24 protein-coding genes are annotated in these 22,794 nt (G+C 58.9%); 17 read left to right on the top strand and 7 right to left on the bottom strand.

From position 1 onward, the window contains the following. Window positions 1–239 precede the first annotated feature (239 nt). From ACTIEN_RS01460 to ACTIEN_RS01450, 3 genes are read right to left on the bottom strand one after another with little or no spacing between them, the layout of a single operon-like run. Window positions 240–1,379: a M48 family metallopeptidase gene (locus tag ACTIEN_RS01460; RefSeq protein ID WP_439521316.1), complete on the bottom strand. Its 1,140-nt coding sequence runs from the start codon at window positions 1,377–1,379 to the stop codon at window positions 240–242. Then, window positions 1,376–2,635, bottom strand: a complete 1,260-nt coding sequence (locus ACTIEN_RS01455; protein WP_439521315.1) for a DUF898 family protein — start codon at window positions 2,633–2,635, stop codon at window positions 1,376–1,378. Before ACTIEN_RS01455 ends, ACTIEN_RS01460 begins: the two co-directional genes overlap by 4 nt. Next, window positions 2,556–4,871 (bottom strand): DNA topoisomerase IV subunit A, encoded by a 2,316-nt coding sequence (locus tag ACTIEN_RS01450; RefSeq protein WP_439521314.1) that lies wholly within the window; start codon window positions 4,869–4,871, stop codon window positions 2,556–2,558. The genes ACTIEN_RS01455 and ACTIEN_RS01450 overlap by 80 nt, the downstream gene beginning before the upstream one ends. A 137-nt stretch (window positions 4,872–5,008) precedes the next feature. On the opposite strand from ACTIEN_RS01450, the gene ACTIEN_RS01445 reads away from it, so the two are divergent. The 4 genes from ACTIEN_RS01445 to ACTIEN_RS01430 all read left to right on the top strand — a co-directional run bounded on the left by ACTIEN_RS01445 (window position 5,009) and on the right by ACTIEN_RS01430 (window position 7,242). After that, a complete protein-coding gene (locus ACTIEN_RS01445) occupies window positions 5,009–5,566 on the top strand; it encodes an SH3 domain-containing protein (protein WP_439521313.1) in 558 nt (185 codons plus the stop codon). Between the two features lies 1 nt (window position 5,567). Beyond that, the gene (locus ACTIEN_RS01440) at window positions 5,568–6,395 is read left to right on the top strand and encodes an SDR family NAD(P)-dependent oxidoreductase (protein ID WP_439521312.1); all 828 of its coding nucleotides are present in this window, start codon (window positions 5,568–5,570) and stop codon (window positions 6,393–6,395) included. A 70-nt stretch (window positions 6,396–6,465) separates the two neighbouring features. Further along, on the top strand, window positions 6,466–6,666 hold the full coding sequence (locus ACTIEN_RS01435; protein ID WP_439521311.1) for a twin transmembrane helix small protein: 201 nt from the start codon (window positions 6,466–6,468) through the stop codon (window positions 6,664–6,666). Window positions 6,667–6,669: 3 nt separating this feature from the next. Then, the gene (locus ACTIEN_RS01430) at window positions 6,670–7,242 is read left to right on the top strand and encodes a cob(I)yrinic acid a,c-diamide adenosyltransferase (protein WP_439521310.1); all 573 of its coding nucleotides are present in this window, start codon (window positions 6,670–6,672) and stop codon (window positions 7,240–7,242) included. A gap of 78 nt (window positions 7,243–7,320) precedes the next feature. Here ACTIEN_RS01430 and ACTIEN_RS01425 read toward each other — a convergent pair whose 3' ends face one another. Further along, complete coding sequence (locus tag ACTIEN_RS01425) at window positions 7,321–7,638, bottom strand: DUF1244 domain-containing protein (protein ID WP_439521309.1); 318 nt, start codon at window positions 7,636–7,638, stop codon at window positions 7,321–7,323. Between the two features lie 15 nt (window positions 7,639–7,653). Beyond that, on the bottom strand, window positions 7,654–8,391 hold the full coding sequence (locus ACTIEN_RS01420) for an N-formylglutamate amidohydrolase (protein WP_439521308.1): 738 nt from the start codon (window positions 8,389–8,391) through the stop codon (window positions 7,654–7,656). Between the two features lie 186 nt (window positions 8,392–8,577). On the opposite strand from ACTIEN_RS01420, the gene pyk reads away from it, so the two are divergent. The 9 genes from pyk to ACTIEN_RS01375 all read left to right on the top strand — a co-directional run bounded on the left by pyk (window position 8,578) and on the right by ACTIEN_RS01375 (window position 17,426). After that, window positions 8,578–10,023: a pyruvate kinase gene (gene pyk / locus ACTIEN_RS01415; RefSeq protein WP_439521307.1), complete on the top strand. Its 1,446-nt coding sequence runs from the start codon at window positions 8,578–8,580 to the stop codon at window positions 10,021–10,023. Window positions 10,024–10,057: 34 nt separating this feature from the next. Beyond that, complete coding sequence (locus ACTIEN_RS01410) at window positions 10,058–10,279, top strand: hypothetical protein (RefSeq protein ID WP_439521306.1); 222 nt, start codon at window positions 10,058–10,060, stop codon at window positions 10,277–10,279. Between the two features lie 131 nt (window positions 10,280–10,410). Continuing rightward, entirely contained in the window at window positions 10,411–10,611 is a 201-nt protein-coding gene (rpmI, locus tag ACTIEN_RS01405; RefSeq protein WP_411643719.1) for a 50S ribosomal protein L35, read from the top strand. 12 nt (window positions 10,612–10,623) lie between these two features. Then, window positions 10,624–10,989, top strand: a complete 366-nt coding sequence (gene rplT / locus ACTIEN_RS01400; RefSeq protein WP_439521305.1) for a 50S ribosomal protein L20 — start codon at window positions 10,624–10,626, stop codon at window positions 10,987–10,989. A 178-nt stretch (window positions 10,990–11,167) separates the two neighbouring features. Beyond that, the gene (locus tag ACTIEN_RS01395) at window positions 11,168–12,145 is read left to right on the top strand and encodes a serine hydrolase domain-containing protein (protein WP_439521336.1); all 978 of its coding nucleotides are present in this window, start codon (window positions 11,168–11,170) and stop codon (window positions 12,143–12,145) included. A gap of 70 nt (window positions 12,146–12,215) precedes the next feature. Beyond that, window positions 12,216–13,700: a fused MFS/spermidine synthase gene (locus ACTIEN_RS01390; protein ID WP_439521304.1), complete on the top strand. Its 1,485-nt coding sequence runs from the start codon at window positions 12,216–12,218 to the stop codon at window positions 13,698–13,700. A gap of 90 nt (window positions 13,701–13,790) precedes the next feature. Next, a complete protein-coding gene (locus tag ACTIEN_RS01385) occupies window positions 13,791–15,191 on the top strand; it encodes an amidase family protein (RefSeq protein ID WP_439521303.1) in 1,401 nt (466 codons plus the stop codon). Between the two features lie 220 nt (window positions 15,192–15,411). Beyond that, window positions 15,412–16,602 carry a hypothetical protein gene (locus ACTIEN_RS01380; protein ID WP_439521302.1) on the top strand — a complete coding sequence of 397 codons (1,191 nt, stop codon included), beginning with the start codon at window positions 15,412–15,414 and terminating at the stop codon, window positions 16,600–16,602. Window positions 16,603–16,781: 179 nt separating this feature from the next. Continuing rightward, entirely contained in the window at window positions 16,782–17,426 is a 645-nt protein-coding gene (locus ACTIEN_RS01375) for a L,D-transpeptidase (protein ID WP_439521301.1), read from the top strand. Between the two features lie 13 nt (window positions 17,427–17,439). On the opposite strand, the gene ACTIEN_RS01370 is transcribed toward ACTIEN_RS01375, so the two are convergent. Continuing rightward, window positions 17,440–17,718 (bottom strand): hypothetical protein, encoded by a 279-nt coding sequence (locus ACTIEN_RS01370; RefSeq protein WP_439521300.1) that lies wholly within the window; start codon window positions 17,716–17,718, stop codon window positions 17,440–17,442. 249 nt (window positions 17,719–17,967) lie between these two features. Further along, complete coding sequence (locus ACTIEN_RS01365) at window positions 17,968–18,852, bottom strand: LysR family transcriptional regulator (RefSeq protein ID WP_439521299.1); 885 nt, start codon at window positions 18,850–18,852, stop codon at window positions 17,968–17,970. Between the two features lie 205 nt (window positions 18,853–19,057). Between ACTIEN_RS01365 and dctP the strand changes: the two genes are divergently transcribed. The 4 genes from dctP to ACTIEN_RS01345 all read left to right on the top strand — a co-directional run bounded on the left by dctP (window position 19,058) and on the right by ACTIEN_RS01345 (window position 22,713). Continuing rightward, window positions 19,058–20,047, top strand: a complete 990-nt coding sequence (gene dctP, locus ACTIEN_RS01360) for a TRAP transporter substrate-binding protein DctP (RefSeq protein WP_439521298.1) — start codon at window positions 19,058–19,060, stop codon at window positions 20,045–20,047. An 84-nt stretch (window positions 20,048–20,131) separates the two neighbouring features. Then, window positions 20,132–20,635 carry a TRAP transporter small permease gene (locus tag ACTIEN_RS01355; RefSeq protein WP_439521297.1) on the top strand — a complete coding sequence of 168 codons (504 nt, stop codon included), beginning with the start codon at window positions 20,132–20,134 and terminating at the stop codon, window positions 20,633–20,635. A gap of 3 nt (window positions 20,636–20,638) precedes the next feature. Continuing rightward, window positions 20,639–21,940 carry a TRAP transporter large permease gene (locus tag ACTIEN_RS01350; protein WP_439521296.1) on the top strand — a complete coding sequence of 434 codons (1,302 nt, stop codon included), beginning with the start codon at window positions 20,639–20,641 and terminating at the stop codon, window positions 21,938–21,940. Then, window positions 21,937–22,713, top strand: coding sequence for an alpha/beta fold hydrolase (locus ACTIEN_RS01345; protein WP_439521295.1), 777 nt, complete (start codon window positions 21,937–21,939; stop codon window positions 22,711–22,713). Before ACTIEN_RS01350 ends, ACTIEN_RS01345 begins: the two co-directional genes overlap by 4 nt. Window positions 22,714–22,794: the final 81 nt, after the last annotated feature.

The following is a 22,794-nucleotide window of genomic DNA, read 5'->3' as shown; positions in this document are numbered from 1 at the left end:
AAATCTGCGATTCTGACAATTCGTTCCGGGCAAGGGATACCCAACACCGGGCTGGGGAAACAGGGTAAAATCGTCACGTTAGCGCCATCGGACGTCGCGTTTTCTGAATTTTCGGGGCAACAGCCTTCGTGCCATGACCAACCCGCGTCGTGCAGCTGGTGTCGATGTGATTGAGAATGCACAAAGCCTTTATCCCAATGGTGGTTTTTCAACGCTGTGCGATCCTGACCACAGCCAGTTCAGCTTTGGGAACCAACCTGGCCGCAGATGTTCTGCAGCGCGCGCCATTCATCCGCTGTCAGAACCGGCACAGCTTGGAAGCCATCGGGGGTGGCATCGCGGGCTGCTTGAATCCTATCACCAAGGGCAGGATGGCTCAGGAAATGGGTGACAAGACCGCTTGCATCCCCACCAGCGGCCTGGAGCCTTTCAAACATGCTGGCCAAAGCAGAGGGGGCTATTTGGGCGTCCCTCAGAACCGCATGTGCAAAGACGTCTGCGTCTGCCTCGGCTTCCCGACTGTAGGTTGCCTCAATCAACCGTTCCGCCAATAAAAGCACCGCAGCACCGCCGGCAAAATCGCCGAACAACAGTCCCAGAACGCCAAGCGATCCGGCAGAGCGCAGTGCGTGGCGGGTTGGATCACGGCTTATGACGTGGCCGATTTCATGCGTAAACACCGCCGCCACCTCTTCGGGAGTCTGGGCGTTGTCAATCAGCCCGCGGAAGAACACGATGTAATTTCCGGGGAGGGCGAAAGCATTGATCATCTCGTGATCGAGCACGGACACCGTCAAGGCCTGCCGTTCCGGCAAGGCTGCCTGTAACCGTGCCTCCATCTTTTCAAGTGCGGCCAGCCCTTCGCGGCCTTTGCAGACCGGAACGGGGTTCAATCCGGTCTGGTCCAAGGCAGTGCGAATTTGGTTGAACGTCACTTCACCCAAGGCGCGTTCGCCTTCGGGCGGGATGAACCGCGCGAGTTGGTTTGCCATTGTCGGCACAAGCACAAAGATGATCAACGCGACCGACGCAACCGCTGCCAAGGCCCAGGCCAGCAATGGTCCGCGTTTCGTCATGGCGCGCCGCCTCGTCCGATTGGGCAGGCGCGGCGCCAGATCGTGATCTGGTAGAAGCATGCGCTGCACCGGGTCATGCGCCAACTGGATCACCATCTGATCGCCGCCCGCCTGATCCGGGGCCTCGCGGATATCGGCAAGGGGCCATCGCAGGTCGACACCGGTTTCAGCCAGCCCGACAAGGGATCCAGCGTCTTCATCAATCGTCAGGGTGATGGTCAAAGGGGTCGCGCGGGAGCCGTCAAAATAGGTCCCTTTGGCGACAAACGGTTCGGGCGCACGGCCCACACGCAGCACGGTCACAGCGATGCCCCCACATCCAGTGCGTCGGCAAAGCCTTCGGCCTCTTCGAACTCATCGCGTGGGCGTTGGCGAATAGCGTCGATTGCCGCCGTCGGAGAGAGGGTCAGCGTCGAGAAGTAGTGTCGCATGACAGGCAAAGTGACGAACACGTTTGTCAGGGCCGACCACAGCAGGAAAATGGTGAAATAGATCGTCACGCTTGCGGCGATGATCGCGTAACGGCCCAATCCTGCAATCGGAGCGACCATGTCCTCTAGTCCCATTTCGGAAAGAAGATCTGCGGATTGGATCAGCAAGAGCAGAATGCCCAGGATCACAAGCGGAACAAACACCGCCGCTCCGGCCAATAATGTCCCAAGCACGTAAATCATCATCACCCGGAAGGCATTTGGTGACAGGTGCAGGGCGATACCCCGGACTGTTTTGGAATTGGTCAACCGGCGCAGCGTTTCCACCCTGTAATAGACCAAACCGTATAGCGCCACAAAGCCGGCGATCACGCACATGCCTGTCCCAACGGCAAGGTTTTCGAACAGGATGGCCGCGCCGCCGAGAAGGCCGATAACCAACGCCAGAAACAAAGGTTTCATCGCAGGATATAGCATGGTCCATGATCCGCCCTGTGTCATCCGGGCCGTGCCGTATTCCGTGCGGTCGGCCTTGTATTTTTCAAGCCAGAAAGTCATGCGCGGCATCAACAATCCAAGACTGAGGATGGTGACGATCCAGTGCAGCACCGCCCGCCACGCATAGCCCCAGGCGCCGGGTTCTTGCCCGAACCGCAAACCCCGCCAGCGAGTCCGTGCGAGGATGTAACGGCGTGCGCGGTATTGGGCGAAAAACCAAAGCGGAATGACACCGACTAGGCTGGTGGCATAGGCCGCGAAGTTGTCCTGAAACAGCGAAAAGCTGGCAAACATCAGGATAAGGTTCACGATCCCGATATAGAATGCCAGGACCACCACGGCGAACAAAAAACCAAGCAGTTTCTCGATCGGATCCCCCACATATTCCAGAGGATGCCCGCCGGGACGGATCGCGGACCAGTACCAGCGCCGCAGCCGGGTCTTCATCCAGAAGCGGTAAAATCCCAACGTCAGAATGGTGAGAAAACCTGTCTTGATCGCCAGCCAGAACAACGCACGCTTTGTGCCTGCGACATGTGTGGTCAGCGTATCAGGTAAAGGTGTTATCTCTGGGAAAGCCGCGCGGGGCCATGCGCCCGGTTCCGGCGCGTTTTCCTGTCCACTCGGCAAGGTCGGTTTCTGTTCTGGTGCGTCCGGCTGGATCGCGCCAGGTGAGGCCTTCTCCCAGGGTGAAGGTGGTTGCATCCGACAGGCCCCCGTCCTTGTACTTTTGCAGCCGCACACCTTTGCCGCGTCCCATTTCAGGCAACTCGTCCAGTGCAAAGACCAGTACCTTGCGGTTTTCGCCGACCACGGCAACCGCGTCACCGGTCACAGGTTTACACACTTTGGCGCGCACGTCGCCGCGGACGTTCAGCACCTGTTTTCCGGCACGAGTCTGCGCGACGACGTCGACTTCCGGCACGACAAATCCGTCTCCCGCGCTGGAAGCGACCAGTAGTTTCCGAGCTGCGGAATGGATGAACAGGTCGACAATCGCAGCCTCGTTGGGCAGGTCAACCATCAGGCGCAATGGCTCGCCCATGCCGCGCCCACCAGGCAAGCTTGCTCCAGAGAGCGTATAGAACCGGCCATTCGATCCGAAAACAAGCAGACGGTCAGTCGTTTCGGCATGGAAGATAAAGCGCGGTCCATCGCCATCCTTGAACTTCAATTCGCGGGTCAGGTCGATATGGCCGGTCATCGCGCGAATCCAGCCCATCTGCGAACAGACCACCGTGATCGGCTCGCGTTCGATCATGGCTTCGATGGGGACATCTTCGACCTCGGTCGCCTCGGCAAACGTGGTACGGCGCGCGCCGCCTTCATAGGACTTGCCGAAGGTTTTCTTGACCTCGCGAAGCTGATCCGCAATTGCGTCCCATTGCAACTCGCCACTGTCCAGAAGGTCTTCAAGCCCTGCGCGTTCCTCCATCAGGCGATCGCGTTCCGAGACCAGCTCCATCTCTTCCAGCTTGCGCAAAGACCGTAGCCGCATGTTCAGGATGGCTTCGGTCTGCACCTCGGTCAGGCCAAGTTCATCATCGCTGGCCACTGGCGGAGGCGAGACATAATCCGCTTCATTCATGGCGCGCGGATGGTCTTTGCCCCAATCCTCGCGCATCAATGCTGCCTTTGGTTCATCATCATAGCGGATGATGTCGATCACGCGGTCAAGGTTGAGGAAGGCGACGATCAGCCCTTCCAGCACTTCAAGCCGGTGGTCGATCTTGTCCATCCGGTGCTGGCTGCGCCGGATCAGAACCTCGCGCCGGAAATCAAGGAAGGCGCGCAGCACTTCCTTCATTGAACAGACCTTGGGCGTCAGTCCGTCGATCAGCACGTTCATGTTCAGACTGAACCGCGTTTCCAGATCGGAGTTGCGGTAGAGCATGTTCATCAGAACCTCGGGATCGACGTTCTTTGAACGCGGCTCCAGCACCATGCGGATGTCATCGGCGCTCTCGTCGCGGATATCGGCGAGGATCGGCACCTTCTTGGTCTGGATCAGTTCGGCCAGCCGTTCCACAAGCTTGGATTTCTGCACCTGGTAGGGGATCTCGGTCACGACGACCTGCCATTGGCCGCGCCCCAGATCCTCGATCTTCCAACGGCAGCGCAGGCGGATTGACCCGCGCCCGGTGCGATAGGCCTGCGCGATGTTCTCGCGGTCCTCGACGATCACCCCTCCGGTGGGGAAATCCGGTCCGGGCACAAAGTTCAACAGCGTGTCGTCGCGCGCGTCGGGCACCTTGATCAGATGCAGGCAGGCGTCGATCAGTTCAACGATGTTGTGCGGCGGGATATTGGTCGCCATGCCAACCGCGATGCCAGACGATCCGTTGGCCAGCAGGTTGGGGAATTGCGCGGGCAGGACAACGGGTTCTTCCAGCGTGCCGTCGTAGTTGCCCCGGTAATCGACGGCGTTCTCGTTCAACCCGTCAAGCAGGGCCTCGGCCACCAGAGTCAGACGCGCCTCGGTGTAGCGGGCGGCGGCCGGATTGTCGCCGTCGATGTTGCCGAAATTGCCCTGACCGTCGACCAGCGGATAGCGGACGTTGAAATCCTGTGCCAGACGCGCCATCGCGTCATAGATCGCGGCATCGCCATGCGGATGATAGTTCCCCATCACATCGCCGCTGATCTTGGCGGACTTTCTGAACCCACCGGTGGAACTTAGCCGCAATTCGCGCATTGCATACAGGATACGGCGATGCACCGGCTTCAGCCCGTCCCGCGCATCTGGAAGGGCGCGGTGCATGATTGTCGACAACGCATAGGTCAGGTAACGCTCACCGATTGCGCGGCGCAGCGGTTCCGCAAAGTCCTGCGGGGTCATCTTGGGGTCATCGACATCATCAACCATAGATGATGTGATACTCACCCCCTCTGAGGCCGTAAAGCAATTGCGGGAATATTTTTTGGCTTTCCCCTTCGGACCGGATCGAGAATCAAGGTACTCTTGGTGCGGTGGTTCTGGGTACGGCCACTTGGGGGTTGAGAATGAACAAGTATTTACTGGTTGCTTTTGCGCTGATGGCTGTGGCGTTTTACGAGATGTCGGGAGGTGCGGATTTTGAACCTGGTAACACGTCGCTTGTCGTATTTGCAGAGCCCAAACCGGTCATGCCTTCTCGTGACGCACAACCCGCAAGTGTCACACGCGCCAATGCAACTGGTCTGAACGATATTGCACCGTCCCGCGCGGTGATCGAGCCGATCCCGGATAACAGTGCTGCGGGCGGCGATCTTGTTGCGGACGTACCGAGGGTCGCCTCCGTTGATCCAGTGGTCGATCCGGTGCAGGAACCCGAAGTCGTCGCAGTCGAGCAGGAGACGCCCACGGAGGCGGAAACCCTGCCGGATCTGCGCTTTGTCGATGGGGACCGGGTGAACATGCGCGGCGGGCCGGGTACGGATTACGCCGTCATCGGCAGATTGGTTCGCAATGACATGGTTGAAGTGCTTCAGGACGACGGCAACGGCTGGTTGCATCTGCGCGCCACGGCAAGCGGTGACGAAGGATGGATGGCGGCACGGCTTGTGACGGCTGCCAACTGACGTGACTTCAAAGACAATCCTGATCACCGGGTGTTCGTCGGGCATCGGCCTTGATACCGCGCGCAGACTCAAGGCCCGTGGCTGGACGGTCTTCGCCGCGTGCCGCGCGCCCGGGGATTGCGCCGAACGTGCCGCAGAGGGGTTCACTGCGCCGCAACTGGACTACGAAGACCCGGCGAGCATTGCCCGCTGTGTGAAAGATGTCCTGTCCCGGACCGGTGGGACATTGGACGCGGTCTTTCACAATGGTGCATACGCCTTACCGGGACCACTTGAAGATATTCCGGCCGAGGCGATGCGCGCTCAGTTCGAGGCGAATTTCCTTGGCTGGCATGATCTGAACCGGCACCTGATTCCGGTGATGCGGACCCGGAAAAAGGGCCGCATCCTGTTCAATTCCTCCGTTCTCGGTCTTGTCGGGATGAAATATCGCGGACCCTATGTGTCCACGAAGTTCGCTCTTGAAGGTTATGCCGATGTGCTGCGAATGGAGATGGCCGAGACCGGCATCGACGTTGTGCTGATCGAACCCGGACCAATTGAAACCGATTTCCGCAAGAACGCGATCAAACAGTTCGAAAAATGGGTGGACTGGAAATCGTCCCCCCGACGCGCGCAATACGAGGAATCGCTTCTGGACCTGCTCCGCAAAGGGGGAAGCTCCGGTGTGCAATGGCCCGCCTCAGCCGTGACGGACGCAGTGGAAAAAGCGCTGGGCGCCCGCAGACCGAAGGCGCGATATCGTGTCACCACACCGACCCGGGTCATGGCATTTCTGCGCCGTATTCTTCCGACGCGGGCGCTGGATTGGATTTTGTCAAAGGGCTGACTTTTCATTCGCCTTGTGCCGCGCTACGCCTACATGGCCGGGGATATGAAGCGAAGAAAGACCACATGTCATGATGCAAGATCCGCTATTCGTCGTCGTTGCAATCGCCTGTCTGGCGGTTGTGGGAATCCTGCTTTTTGGCATTGGCAGTTTCGCCAAAGGTGGGGATTTCAACAAGAAATATGCCAACAAGGCAATGCGCTGGCGCATCATCGCACAATTCGTTGCAGTGCTGCTGATCCTGCTCTTTGTCTGGATGCGGGGGAATTAAGCGATGGTCGTGCTCAACAAGATCTATACCAAGACCGGCGATGATGGCGAAACCGCGCTGGGCAATGGCGCACGGGTCGCCAAACATTCGATGCGTGTCACCGCCTATGGCACTGTTGATGAACTGAACGCCATTGTCGGATTGGCGCGGCTGCATGCAAACGGCGATCTCAATGCGCAATTGTCATTGATTCAGAACGATCTTTTTGATCTCGGGGCCGACCTGTGCCGTCCCGAAATGGACAAGGACGCCGATGCGGAATATCCGCCGCTGCGTATTGTTCCGACGCAGGTGGACAGGCTCGAATCCGAGATTGATGTGATGAACGGACAACTTGAGCCTCTGCGCAGTTTCATTCTGCCCGGTGGCTCCGCGCTTTCTGCGCATCTGCACCAGTGTCGGACCGTGGCGCGTCGGGCGGAACGGCATACCGTCCAACTGGCCACGATGGAAAGCGTTAATCCCGCAGCGGTCAAATACCTCAACCGCCTCAGCGACTGGTTCTTCGTGTCGGCCCGGATGGCAAATGAGGATGGCAAGGCCGATGTGCTCTGGGTGCCGGGGGCAAACCGCTGATCGGGTTTCTTCGGGTCGAGAGCGTCCCGGACGTGTGAGGCGGGTGTGTTTCGGTCAACCGAAACACACCCGGCCAAGTCATCTCTGCTTGTCGGTCACGTTCTCTTTGAAGGCCACGTCGAACGCGGCTTTCTGCGCATCGGATGCTTCGGTCTGGTGCTTTGATTTCCACTCCGACATCGGCATGCCGTAATACACTTCGCGGGCCTCGTCCTTGCCCATGTCGATCCCGCGCTCATTGGCGGCTTCCTGATACCAGCGGCTCAGGCAGTTCCGGCAGAACCCGGTCAGGTTCATCATGTCGATGTTCTGCACATCCGGGCGATCCTCGATCAGATGCTGCCGCAACCGGCGGAAGGCAGCAGCTTCGATTTCGAGTTCAGTTTGTTTGTCCATGTCTGGTCCTCCGGGTCAATCTGTTGTCTGTTCCAGCGCGGCCGCCAGCATCGGTGCCAATCGCGCGCCCCAGGCGGCTTGGGTGGCTTCGGTTTCAATCAGGTCGTTGCGCACTTCGATAAGTGTGTTCTGACGGCCGTGATGCAAGGCATGTCGGTCAATCGCGTCGCCGGGCAAATGGCCGGGATAGGGTTCGTTGCGCCCGACAACCAGATCGGGTTCATTGTCCAGCGCCGCGATGAGCGGGTCCGAGAGGCGCCGATCATATGCGTGCAGAATGCCGATATGCCAGGGACGGCTTGGCCGCGACTTGAGCTGGCGGGTGAACGAATGGATCGAGACAATCACCGTATCGTCATGCCGTGCGGCCAGGCCTTCAAGCGCTGCGTGATAGGGGCGGTAATAAGCGTTCAGGCGTCGTTCTTTTTCCGCCGTGTTCGCGGCTCGGTTGCCGGGGATCACCGAGCCGTCATAGAGCCGCATCAACAGGGTCGGATCGTCTTCGCCCCGGTTCGGGTCAATCACCAGACGTGAGAAATTGGTCAGGATCGCTGGCGCGTCCAATGCATCGGCGAGCGCCCGCGTCACACCTGCGGCGCCGGGATCAAAGGCGATATGGCGCGCCATGTCGGACGCGGGCAATCCCAGCGTGCCTCCAAGGTCCGGCGGCACAGTGTTCGTCGCGTGATCGCACGTGATCAGCCAGCGCGAGGACCGGTTCTCTCCATGAACAAAATAAGGTACGAATGTCATAGGTGTTTGATCTCCCGGTCGCATCAGATAGTTGAGTTGCGCCAGAAAGGGAAATGGGCAATAACCCAAACCGAAGGTTAGCGGTAACATGGCCATGTCATCTTACCCCAACGCGGTGGCAGACGGGTCTGACCTGACAAGATCCCAATGACCGCCCCGAGCAAGAGTTGAAGGATGGGAATCCGAATGAGACGTATGCGGAGTGTGAAAATCGTGGCCACCCTTGGGCCGGCTTCCAGCACCTATGAAATGATCCGTGCCCTGCACGAAGCAGGTGCGGACGTGTTCCGACTCAATATGAGCCACGGCAGCCATGCAGAGATTGCCGAACGTCACGCCATTATCCGGCAGGTCGAAAAAGACCTCGACAGCACCATCGGCATTCTTGCCGACCTTCAGGGGCCGAAGCTGCGGGTGGGTGTTTTTGCCAATGGCGAGGAAGAATTGATTGAAGGTGCGTCTTTCCGGCTTGATCTGGCCGAGGAGGAGGGTACGGCAACCCGTGTCACGCTTCCGCACCCAGAGATTTTTGCGGCATTGGAACCGGGAGCGCATCTTCTGGTCAACGATGGCAAAATTCGTCTCAAGGTCGAGACCTGCGGCACCGATTTTGCCGATTGCACCGTGATCACCGGGGGCACGATTTCGAACCGCAAAGGCGTGAACGTTCCCGATGTCGTTCTGCCGCTTGCCGCGCTGTCGGAAAAGGACCGTGGTGATCTGGAATTCGTGGCCGAGCTTGGGGTCGACTGGCTGGCGCTTAGTTTTGTGCAGCGGGCTCAGGACGTGATCGAGGCGCGCGAACTTTGCAAGGGTCGTGCCGCGATCCTGTCGAAAATCGAAAAGCCCGCAGGTGTCAAAGCCTTTGAGGAAATTCTCGAAGTGTCGGACGGCATCATGGTCGCCCGTGGTGATCTGGGCGTTGAACTTCCCGTGCAGAACGTCCCGCCGATCCAGAAGCGTCTGATCCGCCGGTGCCGCGCTGCCGCCAAGCCGGTGATCGTCGCCACGCAGATGCTCGAATCGATGATCGAGTCCCCGATGCCGACCCGCGCCGAGGTGTCCGACGTGGCGACCGCGATCTACGAAGGCTCTGACGCGATCATGCTGTCGGCAGAGTCGGCTGCCGGTGATTATCCGGTCGAGGCAGTCACCACGATGAACAACGTGGCCATCGAGGTCGAAAACGATCCGACCTATACCGAAATCATGGAGGCCTCGCGGACAGCCAAGCGCAAGACCGTGGCTGACGGGATCGTCGCCGCCGCGCGGGAAATTGCGGAAACAACCGACATCAAGGCAATCTGCTGTTTCACCTCGTCTGGCACAACAGCGCTTTTGACCGCACGCGAGCGCCCCCGCGTTCCGATCATCGCGATGACCAGCCATATCGGCACAGCCCGTCGTCTTGCGCTGACATGGGGCACCAAGTGTGTCATCACGGGTGAGTTGTCGCGCTTCAAACAGGCCGTTGTGAACGCCGCCCGCGCCGCCCGCGCAGGTGGATATGCCACCGAAACCGACCAGATTCTCGTCACTGCGGGGGTTCCGTTCAACACGCCGGGCACAACCAACATTCTTCGTGTTGCCCCCTGCGACGAACGTTTGATCTACAACACCGATCCGGAGTAATCTTTCCCACGAGTAATCAGTGGGAGCAGGCGGCATGGATCCTGACACGTTCTTTGTTATCGGCCTCGGGCTTGGCGTTCTGTCCATTCCTGCGGTCGTGTCTTCGATTTCAAAGGGTCAGAGGCCCCGGATTGCAACGATCACGCTTATGATCGCCGGGGCCATGGTTGTTTGGGCAATCTCGAAAAAGCCGGGGGGCTATTCGATCGAGGTCATTCCTAGAATCGTGGCCAAAGTGGTGTCGGACTTCACCTGAAGCCGAGGCATCTCCCAAACCCCCTTGCATCAGGTCCATTCCCCGCCTATACGGCGCGCTCTATCCAGCGTGGCCGGTCGAAATGGCATACCGAGTCGCGCGTCAACCGATCTGATCTACAGGAGACGGAAATGCCGAAGATGAAGACAAAGTCGAGCTGCAAAAAGCGGTTCAAAGTGACGGCCTCGGGCCGGATCAAGGCCGGTCAGGCAGGCAAGCGCCACGGCATGATCAAGCGTTCCACCAAATTCATCCGCGACGCGCGCGGAACCACCGTGTTGTCGAAGGCTGATGAGCAGATCATCAAGCCGATGATGCCCTACGCGCGCTAAGGAGGAATTGACATGTCCCGAGTAAAAGGCGGAACCACCACTCACGCCCGTCACAAGAAGGTCATCAAGGCCGCCAAAGGTTACTATGGCCGCCGCAAGAACACCTTCAAGGTTGCACGTCAGGCCGTCGACAAGGCCAACCAGTACGCCACACGCGACCGCAAGAACCGCAAGCGCAATTTCCGCGCTCTGTGGATCCAGCGGATCAACGCGGCTGTGCGTCTGCATGACGAGGCGCTGACATATTCCCGCTTCATCAATGGCCTGACGCTGGCCGGGATCGAAGTGGACCGCAAGGTTCTCGCCGATCTGGCAGTACACGAGCCCGAAGCCTTCGGTGCGATCGTGGATCAGGCCAAAGGCGCACTGGCCGCGTAAGCGTTCCGAAATCACGGTTTTCAAAGCCCCGCTGGTTAAGCGGGGCTTTTTGTTTTTCCGACCATCCGTGATGGTGCATCCAGATCCGGCGCAGACGGCAACGCCAGAGCATCGTCTTTGCACGCACACGTGATCCCCGCACACTGGACAGCCTGACCCTGTGTCTTACACCAAGGGGATGCTCAATCGTCGCACCTTCCTCTCGACCGGCATCGCCGCGCTTTGCACACCGTTTGTCGCCCGCGCCCTGACCGATGACCTGAACCAGGCCATCCGTGACTTGCCGCAGCTGCACTCGCTTCAGATCAGCAGGGGGGACGCGACGCTTTTTGCCGAAGCGCCGCGCGGTCCCGGCCTCAACCGGCTCGCGAATATCAAATCGTGCTCCAAGAGTATCGTGGCGCTTTTGCTTGGTGCTGCCATCGACAGGGGGGATGTGGCCAGCGTCACAGCGTCTTTGTCGGATGTTGCCCCAAAGATCCTGCCCGCCAACGCCACGCCCGGCGCGGGCAATATCACGCTTGAAGACCTTGTCACCCTGCGCGCCGGGTTGGAACGCACATCGGGGGCGAATTACGGCGCGTGGGTCAATTCCCGCAACTGGTTGGCGGACGCGCTGTCCCGTCCGATGGAGGCAGAGCCGGGTGGCCGTATGCTCTATTCCACAGGATCGACACATATTCTGGGCGCAGCCCTGACCGAAGCCACGGGGCAAAGCCTTCTGGCACAGGCGCGCGAACGGCTTGGCCGACCTTTGGGAATTGAAATCCCGCCTTGGACCCGCGATCCACAGGGTTATTACATGGGCGGCAACAACATGGCTTTGCGCCCGACCGCCATGCTCAAGATCGCCAAGCTGCTGCGCGACGGCGGAGTCCATGAGGGTCAGCAGGTCATTGCACAAAGCTGGATCGACGCATCGACCGTTCCACACGCGCGCTCGCCCTGGTCGGGTCTTGCCTATGGCTATGGGTGGTTCCTGTCGCCGTCGGGCTATGTCTTGGCGCGGGGCTATGGGGGCCAGATCATTGCCGCGCATCCAGAGCGCGGACTTGCCGTTGCCATCACCTCTGATCCGACCCAGCCCGCGCGTTCGGGTGGGTATTTCGGCGACCTGATGCGCCTGTTGGACGGACCGATTCTGGACTACGCCTGACACGAAGGCCACTTGCCTTCGCAATGCCATCACGCAAGATGCATGTCCCAATTCCTTTTGCGGAGTCCGCATGCACATCGCGCCCCTTTGGCTTCTTGTCGCCCTTCAGGCCACTGTTTCTGCCGCCTCCATGGTGGTTGAGATTGTTGCGGGTCGTATGCTTGCCCCTTACGTCGGAATGTCGCTTTACACATGGACGTCGGTGATTGCCGTCGTCCTGGCGGGATTCTCTGCTGGTCACTGGTGGGGCGGACGGCTTGCGGACCGGCCCGGAACAAACCCGATGGCGGCAACCGGCTGGGCATTGGCGGCGGCGGCCCTGACCACCGCCTTGGCGGGGTTCGCCCTGCGTGCCGCAGCAGGCCCGGTTCTGACAGCGCTGCCACAACCGGTCTGGGGCATCACCGCGCTTACCTTCGCCGCGTTTTTCCTGCCGTCGCTGTTTGCAGGCATCCCGGCGCCGTTGCTGACGCAGGTGTCTCTCTCTGGCCCGTCCCGTCAAGGGCAGGCGCTGGGCGCGATGTTCGCTTCCGGGGCCATCGGGGCCATCCTGGGCACGCTTCTGGCAGGTTTTGTCTTTATCTCTTGGCTTGGCAGCCTTTGGACATTGGCCACCGTCACGGGGGTCTACATTGGTGGTGCAGCGCTTTGTTTTGTTCTGGCCAAACGCCTTGCCAAGCTCCAGGCGGCAACCCTTTTGGGTCTTGCTGTGCTTGCGATTGCCACATCGCTGTCGCCCGGTCCCTGCAAGATCGAAAGCCGGTATTTCTGTCTGCAAAGCGTCGATATTTCTGCCGACCCGGCCCACACCACGCGCGCGATGGTGATTGATCACATGGTCCATGGAATATCGGCCGAAGACGCCCCGGATGTGATGTTCACCGATCACGCTGCCATGCTCGACGCATTGGCCCGCTTGCGCGCGCCCACTGCAAATCCCTCAAGCTTTCTGATCGGCGGCGGCAACTATGCCCTGCCGCGTGCCTTTGCGTTTCGCGGTCGGACCGACATCACGGTCGCCGAGATTGATCCCGCTGTCACACTGCTTGCCGCAAGCGACTTCTGGTTCGATCCGACCACCACTCAAGTGCTTGACATGGATGCCCGCCGGGCCTTGCTGATCAATGACACCCGCTATGACATCATCGTCGGTGATGCCTTCACCGACACTGCTGTCCCTCAGCATCTGGTCACACTGGAGTTCTTCCAATTGATCAAGGCGCGTCTGTCACCTGAAGGCAGCTACCTGATGAATGTCATCGACTACGCCGACCGGATGAAGGCGGTTGGCAGCCTTGTTGCAACATTGCGTGAAGTGTTCCCCGTGGTCGAAGTCTGGTCCGAGGCCCGCCGACCTGCCCAAGGCGAACGGGTCGTCATGGTCATTGCCGCTGGAGTTGCCGAGACTGCGGCCAACAGCTTTGTCGTGCCCGCGCCCGACCGCACGACCTTTGCCGCGCTTGGTCCTGCCTTTGTCGACCAGATCGCCGCTGCGGGCCTTCGGCTGACCGATGACTATGCCCCGATTGATCGCCTCGTCGGGCCGCGCGACTAAAGCTGTCTGGGTCAACTCCCTGTCGACATTCGATTAAAGCGATGCGCACACTTCTCGAGCATGTCTTTAAGGATTGTGAAGGAGTGTGCCATGCGGGCTATCTGGGAAATGACGGCAAGCGAGATTGCGTCTGCTGTCCGGTCAAAGTCATTGTCTGCGGTCGAGGTCACAACAGCCCATCTTCGGCGGCTGGACGAGGTCAATCCAAAGATCAATGCCGTTGTCCAACAGTTTCCGGAAGAGGCGTTGCAAGCGGCGCAAGCCGTGGATGATGCCATCGTGCGGGGGGAGACACCCGGAGCCCTGTGCGGCGTGCCCGTCACCATCAAGGTAAACGTCGATCAGCAGGGCCATGCGACCACAAATGGATTGTGCGTGTTCAAGGATCAGGTCGCCAAAGACGACAGCCCGGTGGTTGCAAATATTCGCAAGGCAGGTGGCGTGATCGTTGGGCGGACAAACACACCGGCGTTCTCGCTGCGGTGGTTCACCAACAATGCCCTCCACGGGCAGACGCTCAACCCAAGAAACCGGGACATCACACCGGGTGGGTCTTCGGGCGGGGCCGCGTCTGCCGTTGCAGCCGGAATTTGCGCCCTTGGTCACGGGACCGATATTGCCGGGTCCATCCGGTATCCCGCCTATGCGTGTGGGTTACACGGGCTACGGCCAACAACCGGCAGAGTCCCGGCTTACAATTCCAGTGCGCCGGATCGCTTTATCGGGGCGCAACTGATGGCGGTGTCAGGACCGATCACCCGAAGCATGTCCGATCTGGCGCTGTCGTTGACCGCAATGGCCGCCCCGGACGCGAGAGACCCATGGTATGTTCGCGCGCCTTTGGATGGAGGTGACGTCCCAAAGCGTGCTGCGCTGACCATTGCACCCGATGGCATGCCCGTTGAAGACGACGTACGGGCCACTCTCATGGATGCTGCGGACACCCTGAGAGACGCCGGATGGATCGTCGATGAGGTGGACTGCCCACCGATGCGCCGCGCCGCTGCGATAAACGCGTGCCTCTGGATGGCGGAGACCCAGTTCGGCGCAAAGGCGTTGATCGAGCGCGAGGCGGAACCAGAGTCCCAATTCGTTTTCGAACAGATGTGCAAGGATGCAGGAAACGTTGATTTTCAAAGCCTGATGGAGACATTGCAAACACGCGCCGCATTGGTGCGCGACTGGGAACTGTTCCTGCAGACGTATCCGATCCTGATCTGCCCCGTTTCGGGTGAACTGCCCTTTGCACAGCAATTGGATGTCAGTTCAGAAGACGCATTTGCCAGGGTCTTTGAAGCACAGTTGACGCAAAGGGCGATTCCGGCACTGGGACTTCCGGCGCTTTCGGTTGCGATGGGCGATGTCACGGGACGGCCCGCCGGGGTTCAACTGGTTGCTTCCAGATTCCGGGAAGACATCCTCTTGGCAGCCGGCCTTGATCTTGAGAACGCACAAGGTATGCCCAAAGTCTGTACGCCAGATTGGGTTTGAACGGACGTTGCCGTGTCCTTTCGGACGGACCCGTTGAAACATTGATTTGCCCGTGTGAGTTTTCGGAAAAATGCCGATGCACTCACCGTGCAAACCCGATCAAATCTGCCCATCGGCATGAGGGCGAGCGGACGCAAGGCACCTTGACTTGTGCCCGTCACAGGGTTCAGGTTCTGACTTATATTCGCGTATTGCGATCATTGATCAAGCTTCCGGTCTCATGCTCAACATCTTGATTCTGGCTGGCGTTCTTCTGACCGGCGCAGTTCTGATTTGGCCACGCCTGTCCAACGCTGGGCTTTGGCGGGCGTCGATCACCCCGCTAGCCTCGATCATCGGCAGCGGGTTTCTCGTTCTCGGTCCGATCCTGGATGTCAGCTATGGGCAATATGCACCGTTGGTGATGGTCGGACTGTGCGCTGTCGCCTACCTTTTCGGGTGGGCGATCCGCTTCAATATCGCAAGGATCGACTTGGTTGATCAGCGATCGCGTCTTGCCGAACTGATCGAAACACTTGCCTCGGCGGTCCTCTCTTTTGCCTATGTGATCTCGGTCGCGTATTACCTGAACCTGTTTGGTGCGTTTGGTGTCAGCCTGACATCGCTTGATGACAGCTATCACGCACAGTTGCTCACATCGGGGATTTTTCTGGTCATTCTTCTGGTTGGCTGGTCGCGGGGCTTTTCGGCGCTGGAAAGGCTCGAACAGATCTCTGTCGGGCTAAAACTTTCGATCATCGCTGGACTGCTGGTTGGCCTATGCGTCCATTTCGCGGAAACGGCACAGGCGGGTGCCTTGGTGTTGCACAAACCCGAAGTTTCGGGCTGGCCAGCACTTGCATTGGCGGCGGGGTTGATCGTCACGGTTCAGGGGTTCGAAACCTCACGCTACCTGGGTGACACTTATAGCGCGGCATTGCGTATCCGTTCCATGAAGCTTGCGCAGTGGTTCTCGGCAGGGATCTATGTCGCCTATATCTCGCTTCTCACCTATTCATTCGAAGCCAATGTGATGTCGCTTGATGAAACGGCAATCATTGATCTGATGGAGATTGTTGCCCCCATTCTGCCAGTGCTTCTGGTTGCGGCGGCGCTCAGCGCGCAGTTCAGTGCGGCGGTTGCAGACACAAGCGGCGCTGGCGGGCTGATTGCGGAACTTTCACGCGATCTTGTTCGTCCAAGGCTGGCCTACGCCGTGATCGTCTTTTGCGGACTATTCCTGACCTGGACGGCGAACATTTACGAAATCATCAGCTACGCGTCACGCGCATTTGCCGCCTACTATGCGATTCAGGCTGGAATTGCGGCAGTCTCTGCGCGTGCAAGTGGCCAGCCACTAAAGTCAGTGGCGTTTTTCCTGATCGCGGTTCTTGGCATATTGGCGACGATTTTCGGAAAGCCCGTGGAATAGCTGACGGAATGGCCGTTGATGCAGGTCAATTGGGGCGCATTACCCTCTTTTGAATAAAAAATTTCGTGATCCGGGAAATTTAGGTTTGAACCTATCAAGTGTTTGGAAGTTTCATATAAAGAACGCAACGCGCAGGGGTCGGCCCGGTGCTTTGATCCGGTATATTTGAAAGGTCTCGTATGTTCACTCGACGCTCAATGATTGCATCGCTAACCGCTTTGGCTGCCCCCGCTTTGGTCGGTCCCGCCTTCGCCGCTCCGGCGGATTGGGACGCTTGGGATGCGCAGGTGACGCCCGCGAATTTCGATCTTGGAACCAGCAATCCTTGGGGATTACACCCGCGGTATCTTCCGCAACTGGTGCCGGCAAATCCCGGACTGACACCGGGCGATGTGCATGTGGATGCGGTTGCGCGCTATCTTTACCATGTTCAGGATGATGGCAGCGCAATGCGGTATGGCGTGGCCATTGGGCGTGATGGGCTTTACGAACCGGGCGTTTACACGATCAGGCGCAAGGCAAAGTGGCCGGGCTGGACGCCGACTCCGGCGATGATCAAGCGCGAACCCGATAAGTACGAGCGCTGGGAAGAAGGGATGCCCCCCGGCCCGGAGAACGCGCTGGGGTCACGCGCGCTCTACCTGTATCTGGGCAATCGGGATACCTACCTGCGTATCCATGGCACGCCCGCACCACGCTCTATCGGAACGCGTGCAAGTTCGGGATGTGTGCGCATGGTGATGGCACATATCAACTCGCTTTACGAAAAGGTGGACACAGGCGTCACCGCCTATCTTTACCCGACAGACGGAGGACGCCTGTAACCCGCAGTCGGCCCTAGCTGGCGGGTCTGGTGCAGATCGGGCTGCCATTCGCGGTGCGCAATGGCAGTTCGGTGGTTTCGACCGGACCCAGATGTGAATACCAGTAACACCCGTCCTCTGGCCGGACCCGCGCGGTTGTCAGGTCTTGATAGGGCGCGGCAATCGACGAAACGGATTCCGGTACTGTGACAAGGGGCCTCGCGTTTGCGGTGCCATTGGTGGGCACCGGTTCGCAGGCTGCAAGGCCGAGCAGGATCATTGAACTTGTTAGAAACACCATGGGTCTGGTCATTGTGAACCCACTCCAGTTTGTTGGTCTTTTGAACAGGTTGGCATTCCCCAGTCAGAGCCGCAAGCCCACCAGTGTGGCGCAAGCCAAGAGCATGTCAAAGGTGTTGCAATTTGAGTGGTTGGTTTCCACGACCTGCAGACTGCGTATGGGTCGCGTGCATCGCTGCGCCCGTCGACACTTTGTCCACGTTCAATAGCCGATTTCGCCTTCGCGCCTGATTCAATGGCGTAGCGGAAAACGCATCGGCCTTCAAAACGCATCCCACAGCGCCTTACCGACGGGATCCAGCCTTTCCGGAGAACTGAACAGCGAGATCGTCAGCTTGGCCGTCCATGACGGCCCTCCCATTCGCGCCAATGTGCCATCTGCCAGTTCATCGGCAATCGAAAGACTGGGCAACCACGCAAGCCCACCACCTGCCAAGGCCCTGCGCTTCAGGGATTCTGCCAAGGCATCCATGTAACGGATATCCAGTGCCGTTTCGCGCTCTGCGATGGTACGATCGACAACCGTGCCAAGGAACGTTTCGGGATCGTAGCTAAGATAGGGCACGGGTATACTGCTGCGTCCCCCCAAGACCCAACCATTGCGGGATGCAACGGCGTGGTGCGCCACCGGGATCAGATATTCCGTGCCGATATCCTTTCTGACGAAACGGGTTTCATCAAGGATCGGCTCGACGTTCTGGTGTCGGTAATACAACAGGAAATCGCAGCCACCATCTGTCAGCAACTGGCAACATGCGGCCATTGTGTCGGATACAACGCGGGTTCGTAGATCGGGGATCGTTTTTTCGAAGGCGGCAATGCGTGGTTGCAGGAAATTGACCGAAATTGCGTGCAGGGCAGCAATTCTCTGAAACGGCAACTTCCGCCGTTCGGCCGCGCGGATGGCCTGTCGTGTGTCGGTCAGGTGGGCGAGTGTTTCCTGTGCCGTTCCCAAGAACTGTTTGCCTGCCGCTGTCAGTTGAACCGGATAGGTCGAGCGATCAATCAACGTGGCTCCGACCCAGGTCTCAAGTGACTTGATGCGACGGCTGAAGGCCGATTGGGTGACGTTTCGCTCTTCTGCAGCGCGGGAAAAGTTAAGCGTTCTGCCGAGGCAGACAAAGTCCATCAACCAGTTGCTATCCATGGCTTTTTCCTCGAACGGGGCCGGTGAAAAATAGTCTAGTCCCATACTATGCGATTTCGGAATAGTTTTTTGTTGTATTGGCATTGGCGTCGATCAAACCGACTCGCTTAGCGTGAAGGGATCGGGGCGCACGCGGTCAGGTGCCTCTCAACAATAACGGCAAAGGCCATGCTTTCTGCCGACGTCCATCAACGGGGAGACCATCATGAACCAAAGCTTGAAGACTGTTCTAACGGCCACTGTGGCAGCGACTGCACTTGCCCTTCCGGTCGCGGCGGAAACCACGATCCGCCTGTCAACCTACGTCAACGAAGCCGATGTCCGATATGACGGCTTTCAGCACTTTGCAGAGCTTGTCGCCGAAAAAACCGGTGGCAGTGTTGAAGTTCAGATCTTTCCATCGTCCACTCTTCATGGCTGGTCCGAGGGCGTTGACGCGCTTCAGGGTGGCGTCTCGGATATCAGCTGGATTCCGGCGGATGAACGGTTGCCCTGCTATCGCGTGACCTCGCTATATCCGGCTGCGATTGACCTGGAAAACCAGGTCGAAATGGACGCGGCCTATGCGGTTCTGGTCCGCGATGAGGCTGCAAATGTCGGTCTCGTGCCGTTGTTCAATTCCAACTATTCCTACGATCAGGAATGGTGGTTCGAAGAGGCGCTGGATGACATCGGAGATCTTCAGGGCAAGCAGGTCCGTTCCATCGGGCCGCTGGTCAGCATGATGATCGAGACATGGGGTGGGGCACCGGTGTTCGTGGCGCCGAAGGAAGTGTTCCAATCCGCCGAGCGCGGTGTTGTGGATGGCATAAACATGGGTGTCGCCACCTATTCAAGCTGGCAGCTTTGGGATGTGATGCCCTACATGGTGAATGCCAGCCTGTTTTACGGCAACATCCAATACATGATGAACAAGGCCAAGTTCGATGGCCTGACCGCCGAGGAACAGGCGGCGCTGACCGAGGCCGCCATGGAGACCGAGATCTGGCTCAAGCCGCGCTACGAAGACTGGGTTGACCAGCGTGTCGGTCTGGCAGTCATGAAGGGTGGCGGCGCAGCTGTCTCCATCAGCGACGAAAAGCGGACCGAACTGATCAACAGCGTGCAAGGCAAGTGGAACGAGACGGTCACCGAAGCCTGCGGTGCCGACCTGTCCGGGGAAATCCTGTCGCTGTTTGACGCCAACGCGCGCTGATCCCCACAACCCGGCGTGTCGCAGGTCTAGCCCTGCGGCACGCACCTTATCCCGTTTCACAACCGTCAGGACAGGAGAGCAGCCATGACAGGCACTCTGGATCGGCTGATCGACTGGTTTGACCATTTCGTCGTGTGGCTTGCCGCCGCCGGTGCCGTGGTCATTTGCGTCCAGATGCTCTGGATCAGCTACGGTGTCTTCACACGCTACGCGCTGAATGCGCCAGACCGCATGGTGACAGAAGCAACGGCGCTCCTGCTGTTTCCGGTTGCTTTCGCGGGGCTTGCCTATGCCCTGCGCGAAGACGCCTATCCCAAGGTCACGATGCTGACCGACCGTCTGCCGCCCGCTGGGCGCAAGATCGTGGCCATCGTCAATCTTGGCATCATGCTGGGCGTGGGTCTGTTCTTTTCGGTGGCCGGTTTTGACGCGACGCTCCGATCGTTCAATTCGGGGGCTTCGTCCGAAATCCTGCTCTGGCCGCGCTGGGCGTTCTGGGCGCCGGGTGCGCTGTCGCTGATGGCCTTCTCTGCCTACGCCACTCTCAAGCTGGCCCGGCTTGTCGTCACACCCGCAGAGGAGCTTTGAGCCATGGAATGGTATGAAGTTGGCGCTGGCCTGCTTTTTCTCCTGATGGTTCTCATCGGGATCGGATTGCCCATCCCTTTTGCACTTGCCGCAGCGTCGTTGCCTTTTCTGTGGCAGATACAGACATTCCAGACGTCCCTCGTTTCTTCGCAGCTCAAGCTTTGGGGCGTTTGGATTGATTACATCCTCCTGGCGGTTCCGCTGTTCATCTTTCTTGGCGAATTGATCGGCAAATCGAATATCGGCCCCAATCTTTACCAGTTCCTGCACCAGGGTGTGCGCGTGCGCGGGTCTGCGGCCTATGGCTCTATCGGCGCCTGTGCCGGATTCGGGGCTGTGTGCGGGTCGTCGATGGTGGGATCCTTGACCATCGGGGGCGTGGCCCTGCCGGAAATGCTGCGGCTTGGATACGGAAAAGAACTGTCTTCCGGTGTGCTTGCTGCAGGTGGCACGTTGTCGGTTCTGTTGCCGCCCAGTCTGATCCTGTTGTTCTACGGGATCGTGACAGATCAAAGCATCGGTGATCTTTTCATCGCCGGAGTTGTGCCGGGTTTGATCCTTGTCACGTTCTTTTCCATCGTCGTGATGATCTGGGGCGTTCTGCATCCCGAAGATATCCCCGCGCGCGAAAAAGCCATCCGTATGGGGCTGTTCCAGATTGCAGCCACGGTTGGGCCGATTGCCCTGATCGGTCTCGTGATCACCGTTGCGATCTATGCAGGCATCGCGACGCCAACGGAGGCGGCCGCGGTTGCAGCCCTTCTCACGGTCATTCTGGCCTTTGGTGTCGGCGGTCTGCGCTTTGGCGGGTTCAAAGAAGCGCTGTTCTCGACCATGCGAACCATGGGGTATCTGGGTCTGCTTCTGTCGGCGGGCACGCTTTTTGGCTTCGTGCTGACCTATTACCGGGTGCCTTATGAATTCACGCAGCTTTTCCTGAGCTTTGATCTGTCGCCCTATGTGGTTCTGACGATTGTCCTGATCTTCTACATCCTGCTTGGCATGTTCCTTGAACCGGTGTCGATGACCTTCATCACCCTGCCGACAATCTTTCCGCTGATGGCGGCAGCCGGGTTCGATCTGATCTGGTTTGGAGTCGTCTACACCATCACCATGGAAATCGCGGTTCTGACGCCCCCTGTCGGGCTCAACCTCTATGTCATACAAGGCATCAGCCGGGGCCAGGTGACCATCGGCGAGGTGATCCGGGGGTGCCTGCCTTTCATCGCGGCATTGGTTGCCTTGATTGTCATTCTCATCGTCTTCCCGCAAACAGCGCTTTGGCTGCCAGAGCAGATGAAATGACCCTGATCACCACGGGTAAATCAGCACAGGACGCGTCAGTCCTGTCTCGGGATCTGCCCCTTGTTCTGATTCACGGCTACCTTGGCGGGTCTGTGCAATGGCAGAACGAGGTCGATGCGCTGTCGCGGGATTTCACGGTCATCGCCGTTGATCTTCCGGGATTTGGCCACGCTGCGAAAGATCCATCGCCAGCCACCATCGGTGCGTTTGCAGACCACGTTCTAGCGGCCCTTGACGCGCGCGGGGTGGACGAATTTGTGCTTCTGGGTCACTCCATGGGTGGCATGATCGCGCAGGAAATTGCACATCGCGCCCCTGCAAGGGTGGCCCGGCTGGTTCTTTATGGCACCGGTCCTCTGGGATGTATGCCCGACCGCTTTGAACCGCTTGAGGTGTCGGTCGAACGTCTTGCCAATGACGGTGTCGAAAAGACGGCCCGTCGTATCGTGGCAACCTGGTTCGTCGAGGGCGAGAAGCATCCGGGATATCGTCTTTTGCACCACATCGGTGCGGAAACAAGTGCCGAGGCCGCCCGGTCTGCGCTGCAGGCGATGGCCAACTGGGATGGCCGGTCGTATCTGACCAGGCTTGGAATGCCCACCTTGATACTTTGGGGCGATCAGGACCGGTCCTATCGCTGGCCGCAAGTCGAGACGCTTTGGAAAAACCTGCCAAACGCCTCGCTCGCGGTGATCCCCGGTGCCTCACACGTCGCACATCTTGAAAAGCCGGATGTCTTCATGGCGATCCTGAAAGATTTCTTGTTGCGGTAACTTCGAATTGTGCCCAGATCCGCACTGACTTGGCGAACTGCAACTGGAGACGAAGATCGACAGCGTTAAGCGCGCGCCGTC

Source organism: Marivita sp., assembly GCF_051859345.1.
Classification (GTDB): domain Bacteria; phylum Pseudomonadota; class Alphaproteobacteria; order Rhodobacterales; family Rhodobacteraceae; genus Marivita.
This window is presented reverse-complemented; position numbering and strand designations above follow the sequence as displayed.

Excerpts from the sequence above, each read along its gene's own strand:
- rpmI (WP_411643719.1), top strand. The coding sequence starts at position 10,411 with ATGCCGAAGATGAAGACAAAGTCGAGCTGCAAAAAGCGGTTCAAAGTG.
- ACTIEN_RS01385 (WP_439521303.1), top strand. The coding sequence starts at position 13,791 with ATGCGGGCTATCTGGGAAATGACGGCAAGCGAGATTGCGTCTGCTGTC.
- dctP (WP_439521298.1), top strand. The coding sequence starts at position 19,058 with ATGAACCAAAGCTTGAAGACTGTTCTAACGGCCACTGTGGCAGCGACT.
- ACTIEN_RS01345 (WP_439521295.1), top strand. The coding sequence starts at position 21,937 with ATGACCCTGATCACCACGGGTAAATCAGCACAGGACGCGTCAGTCCTG.
- ACTIEN_RS01435 (WP_439521311.1), top strand. The coding sequence starts at position 6,466 with ATGATGCAAGATCCGCTATTCGTCGTCGTTGCAATCGCCTGTCTGGCG.
- rplT (WP_439521305.1), top strand. The coding sequence starts at position 10,624 with ATGTCCCGAGTAAAAGGCGGAACCACCACTCACGCCCGTCACAAGAAG.
- ACTIEN_RS01430 (WP_439521310.1), top strand. The coding sequence starts at position 6,670 with ATGGTCGTGCTCAACAAGATCTATACCAAGACCGGCGATGATGGCGAA.
- ACTIEN_RS01375 (WP_439521301.1), top strand. The coding sequence starts at position 16,782 with ATGTTCACTCGACGCTCAATGATTGCATCGCTAACCGCTTTGGCTGCC.
- ACTIEN_RS01355 (WP_439521297.1), top strand. The coding sequence starts at position 20,132 with ATGACAGGCACTCTGGATCGGCTGATCGACTGGTTTGACCATTTCGTC.
- ACTIEN_RS01425 (WP_439521309.1), bottom strand. The coding sequence starts at position 7,638 with ATGGACAAACAAACTGAACTCGAAATCGAAGCTGCTGCCTTCCGCCGG.
- ACTIEN_RS01380 (WP_439521302.1), top strand. The coding sequence starts at position 15,412 with ATGCTCAACATCTTGATTCTGGCTGGCGTTCTTCTGACCGGCGCAGTT.
- ACTIEN_RS01395 (WP_439521336.1), top strand. The coding sequence starts at position 11,168 with ATGCTCAATCGTCGCACCTTCCTCTCGACCGGCATCGCCGCGCTTTGC.
- ACTIEN_RS01410 (WP_439521306.1), top strand. The coding sequence starts at position 10,058 with ATGGATCCTGACACGTTCTTTGTTATCGGCCTCGGGCTTGGCGTTCTG.
- ACTIEN_RS01445 (WP_439521313.1), top strand. The coding sequence starts at position 5,009 with ATGAACAAGTATTTACTGGTTGCTTTTGCGCTGATGGCTGTGGCGTTT.
- ACTIEN_RS01390 (WP_439521304.1), top strand. The coding sequence starts at position 12,216 with ATGCACATCGCGCCCCTTTGGCTTCTTGTCGCCCTTCAGGCCACTGTT.
- ACTIEN_RS01350 (WP_439521296.1), top strand. The coding sequence starts at position 20,639 with ATGGAATGGTATGAAGTTGGCGCTGGCCTGCTTTTTCTCCTGATGGTT.
- pyk (WP_439521307.1), top strand. The coding sequence starts at position 8,578 with ATGAGACGTATGCGGAGTGTGAAAATCGTGGCCACCCTTGGGCCGGCT.
- ACTIEN_RS01370 (WP_439521300.1), bottom strand. The coding sequence starts at position 17,718 with ATGACCAGACCCATGGTGTTTCTAACAAGTTCAATGATCCTGCTCGGC.
- ACTIEN_RS01450 (WP_439521314.1), bottom strand. The coding sequence starts at position 4,871 with ATGGTTGATGATGTCGATGACCCCAAGATGACCCCGCAGGACTTTGCG.
- ACTIEN_RS01420 (WP_439521308.1), bottom strand. The coding sequence starts at position 8,391 with ATGACATTCGTACCTTATTTTGTTCATGGAGAGAACCGGTCCTCGCGC.
- ACTIEN_RS01365 (WP_439521299.1), bottom strand. The coding sequence starts at position 18,852 with ATGGATAGCAACTGGTTGATGGACTTTGTCTGCCTCGGCAGAACGCTT.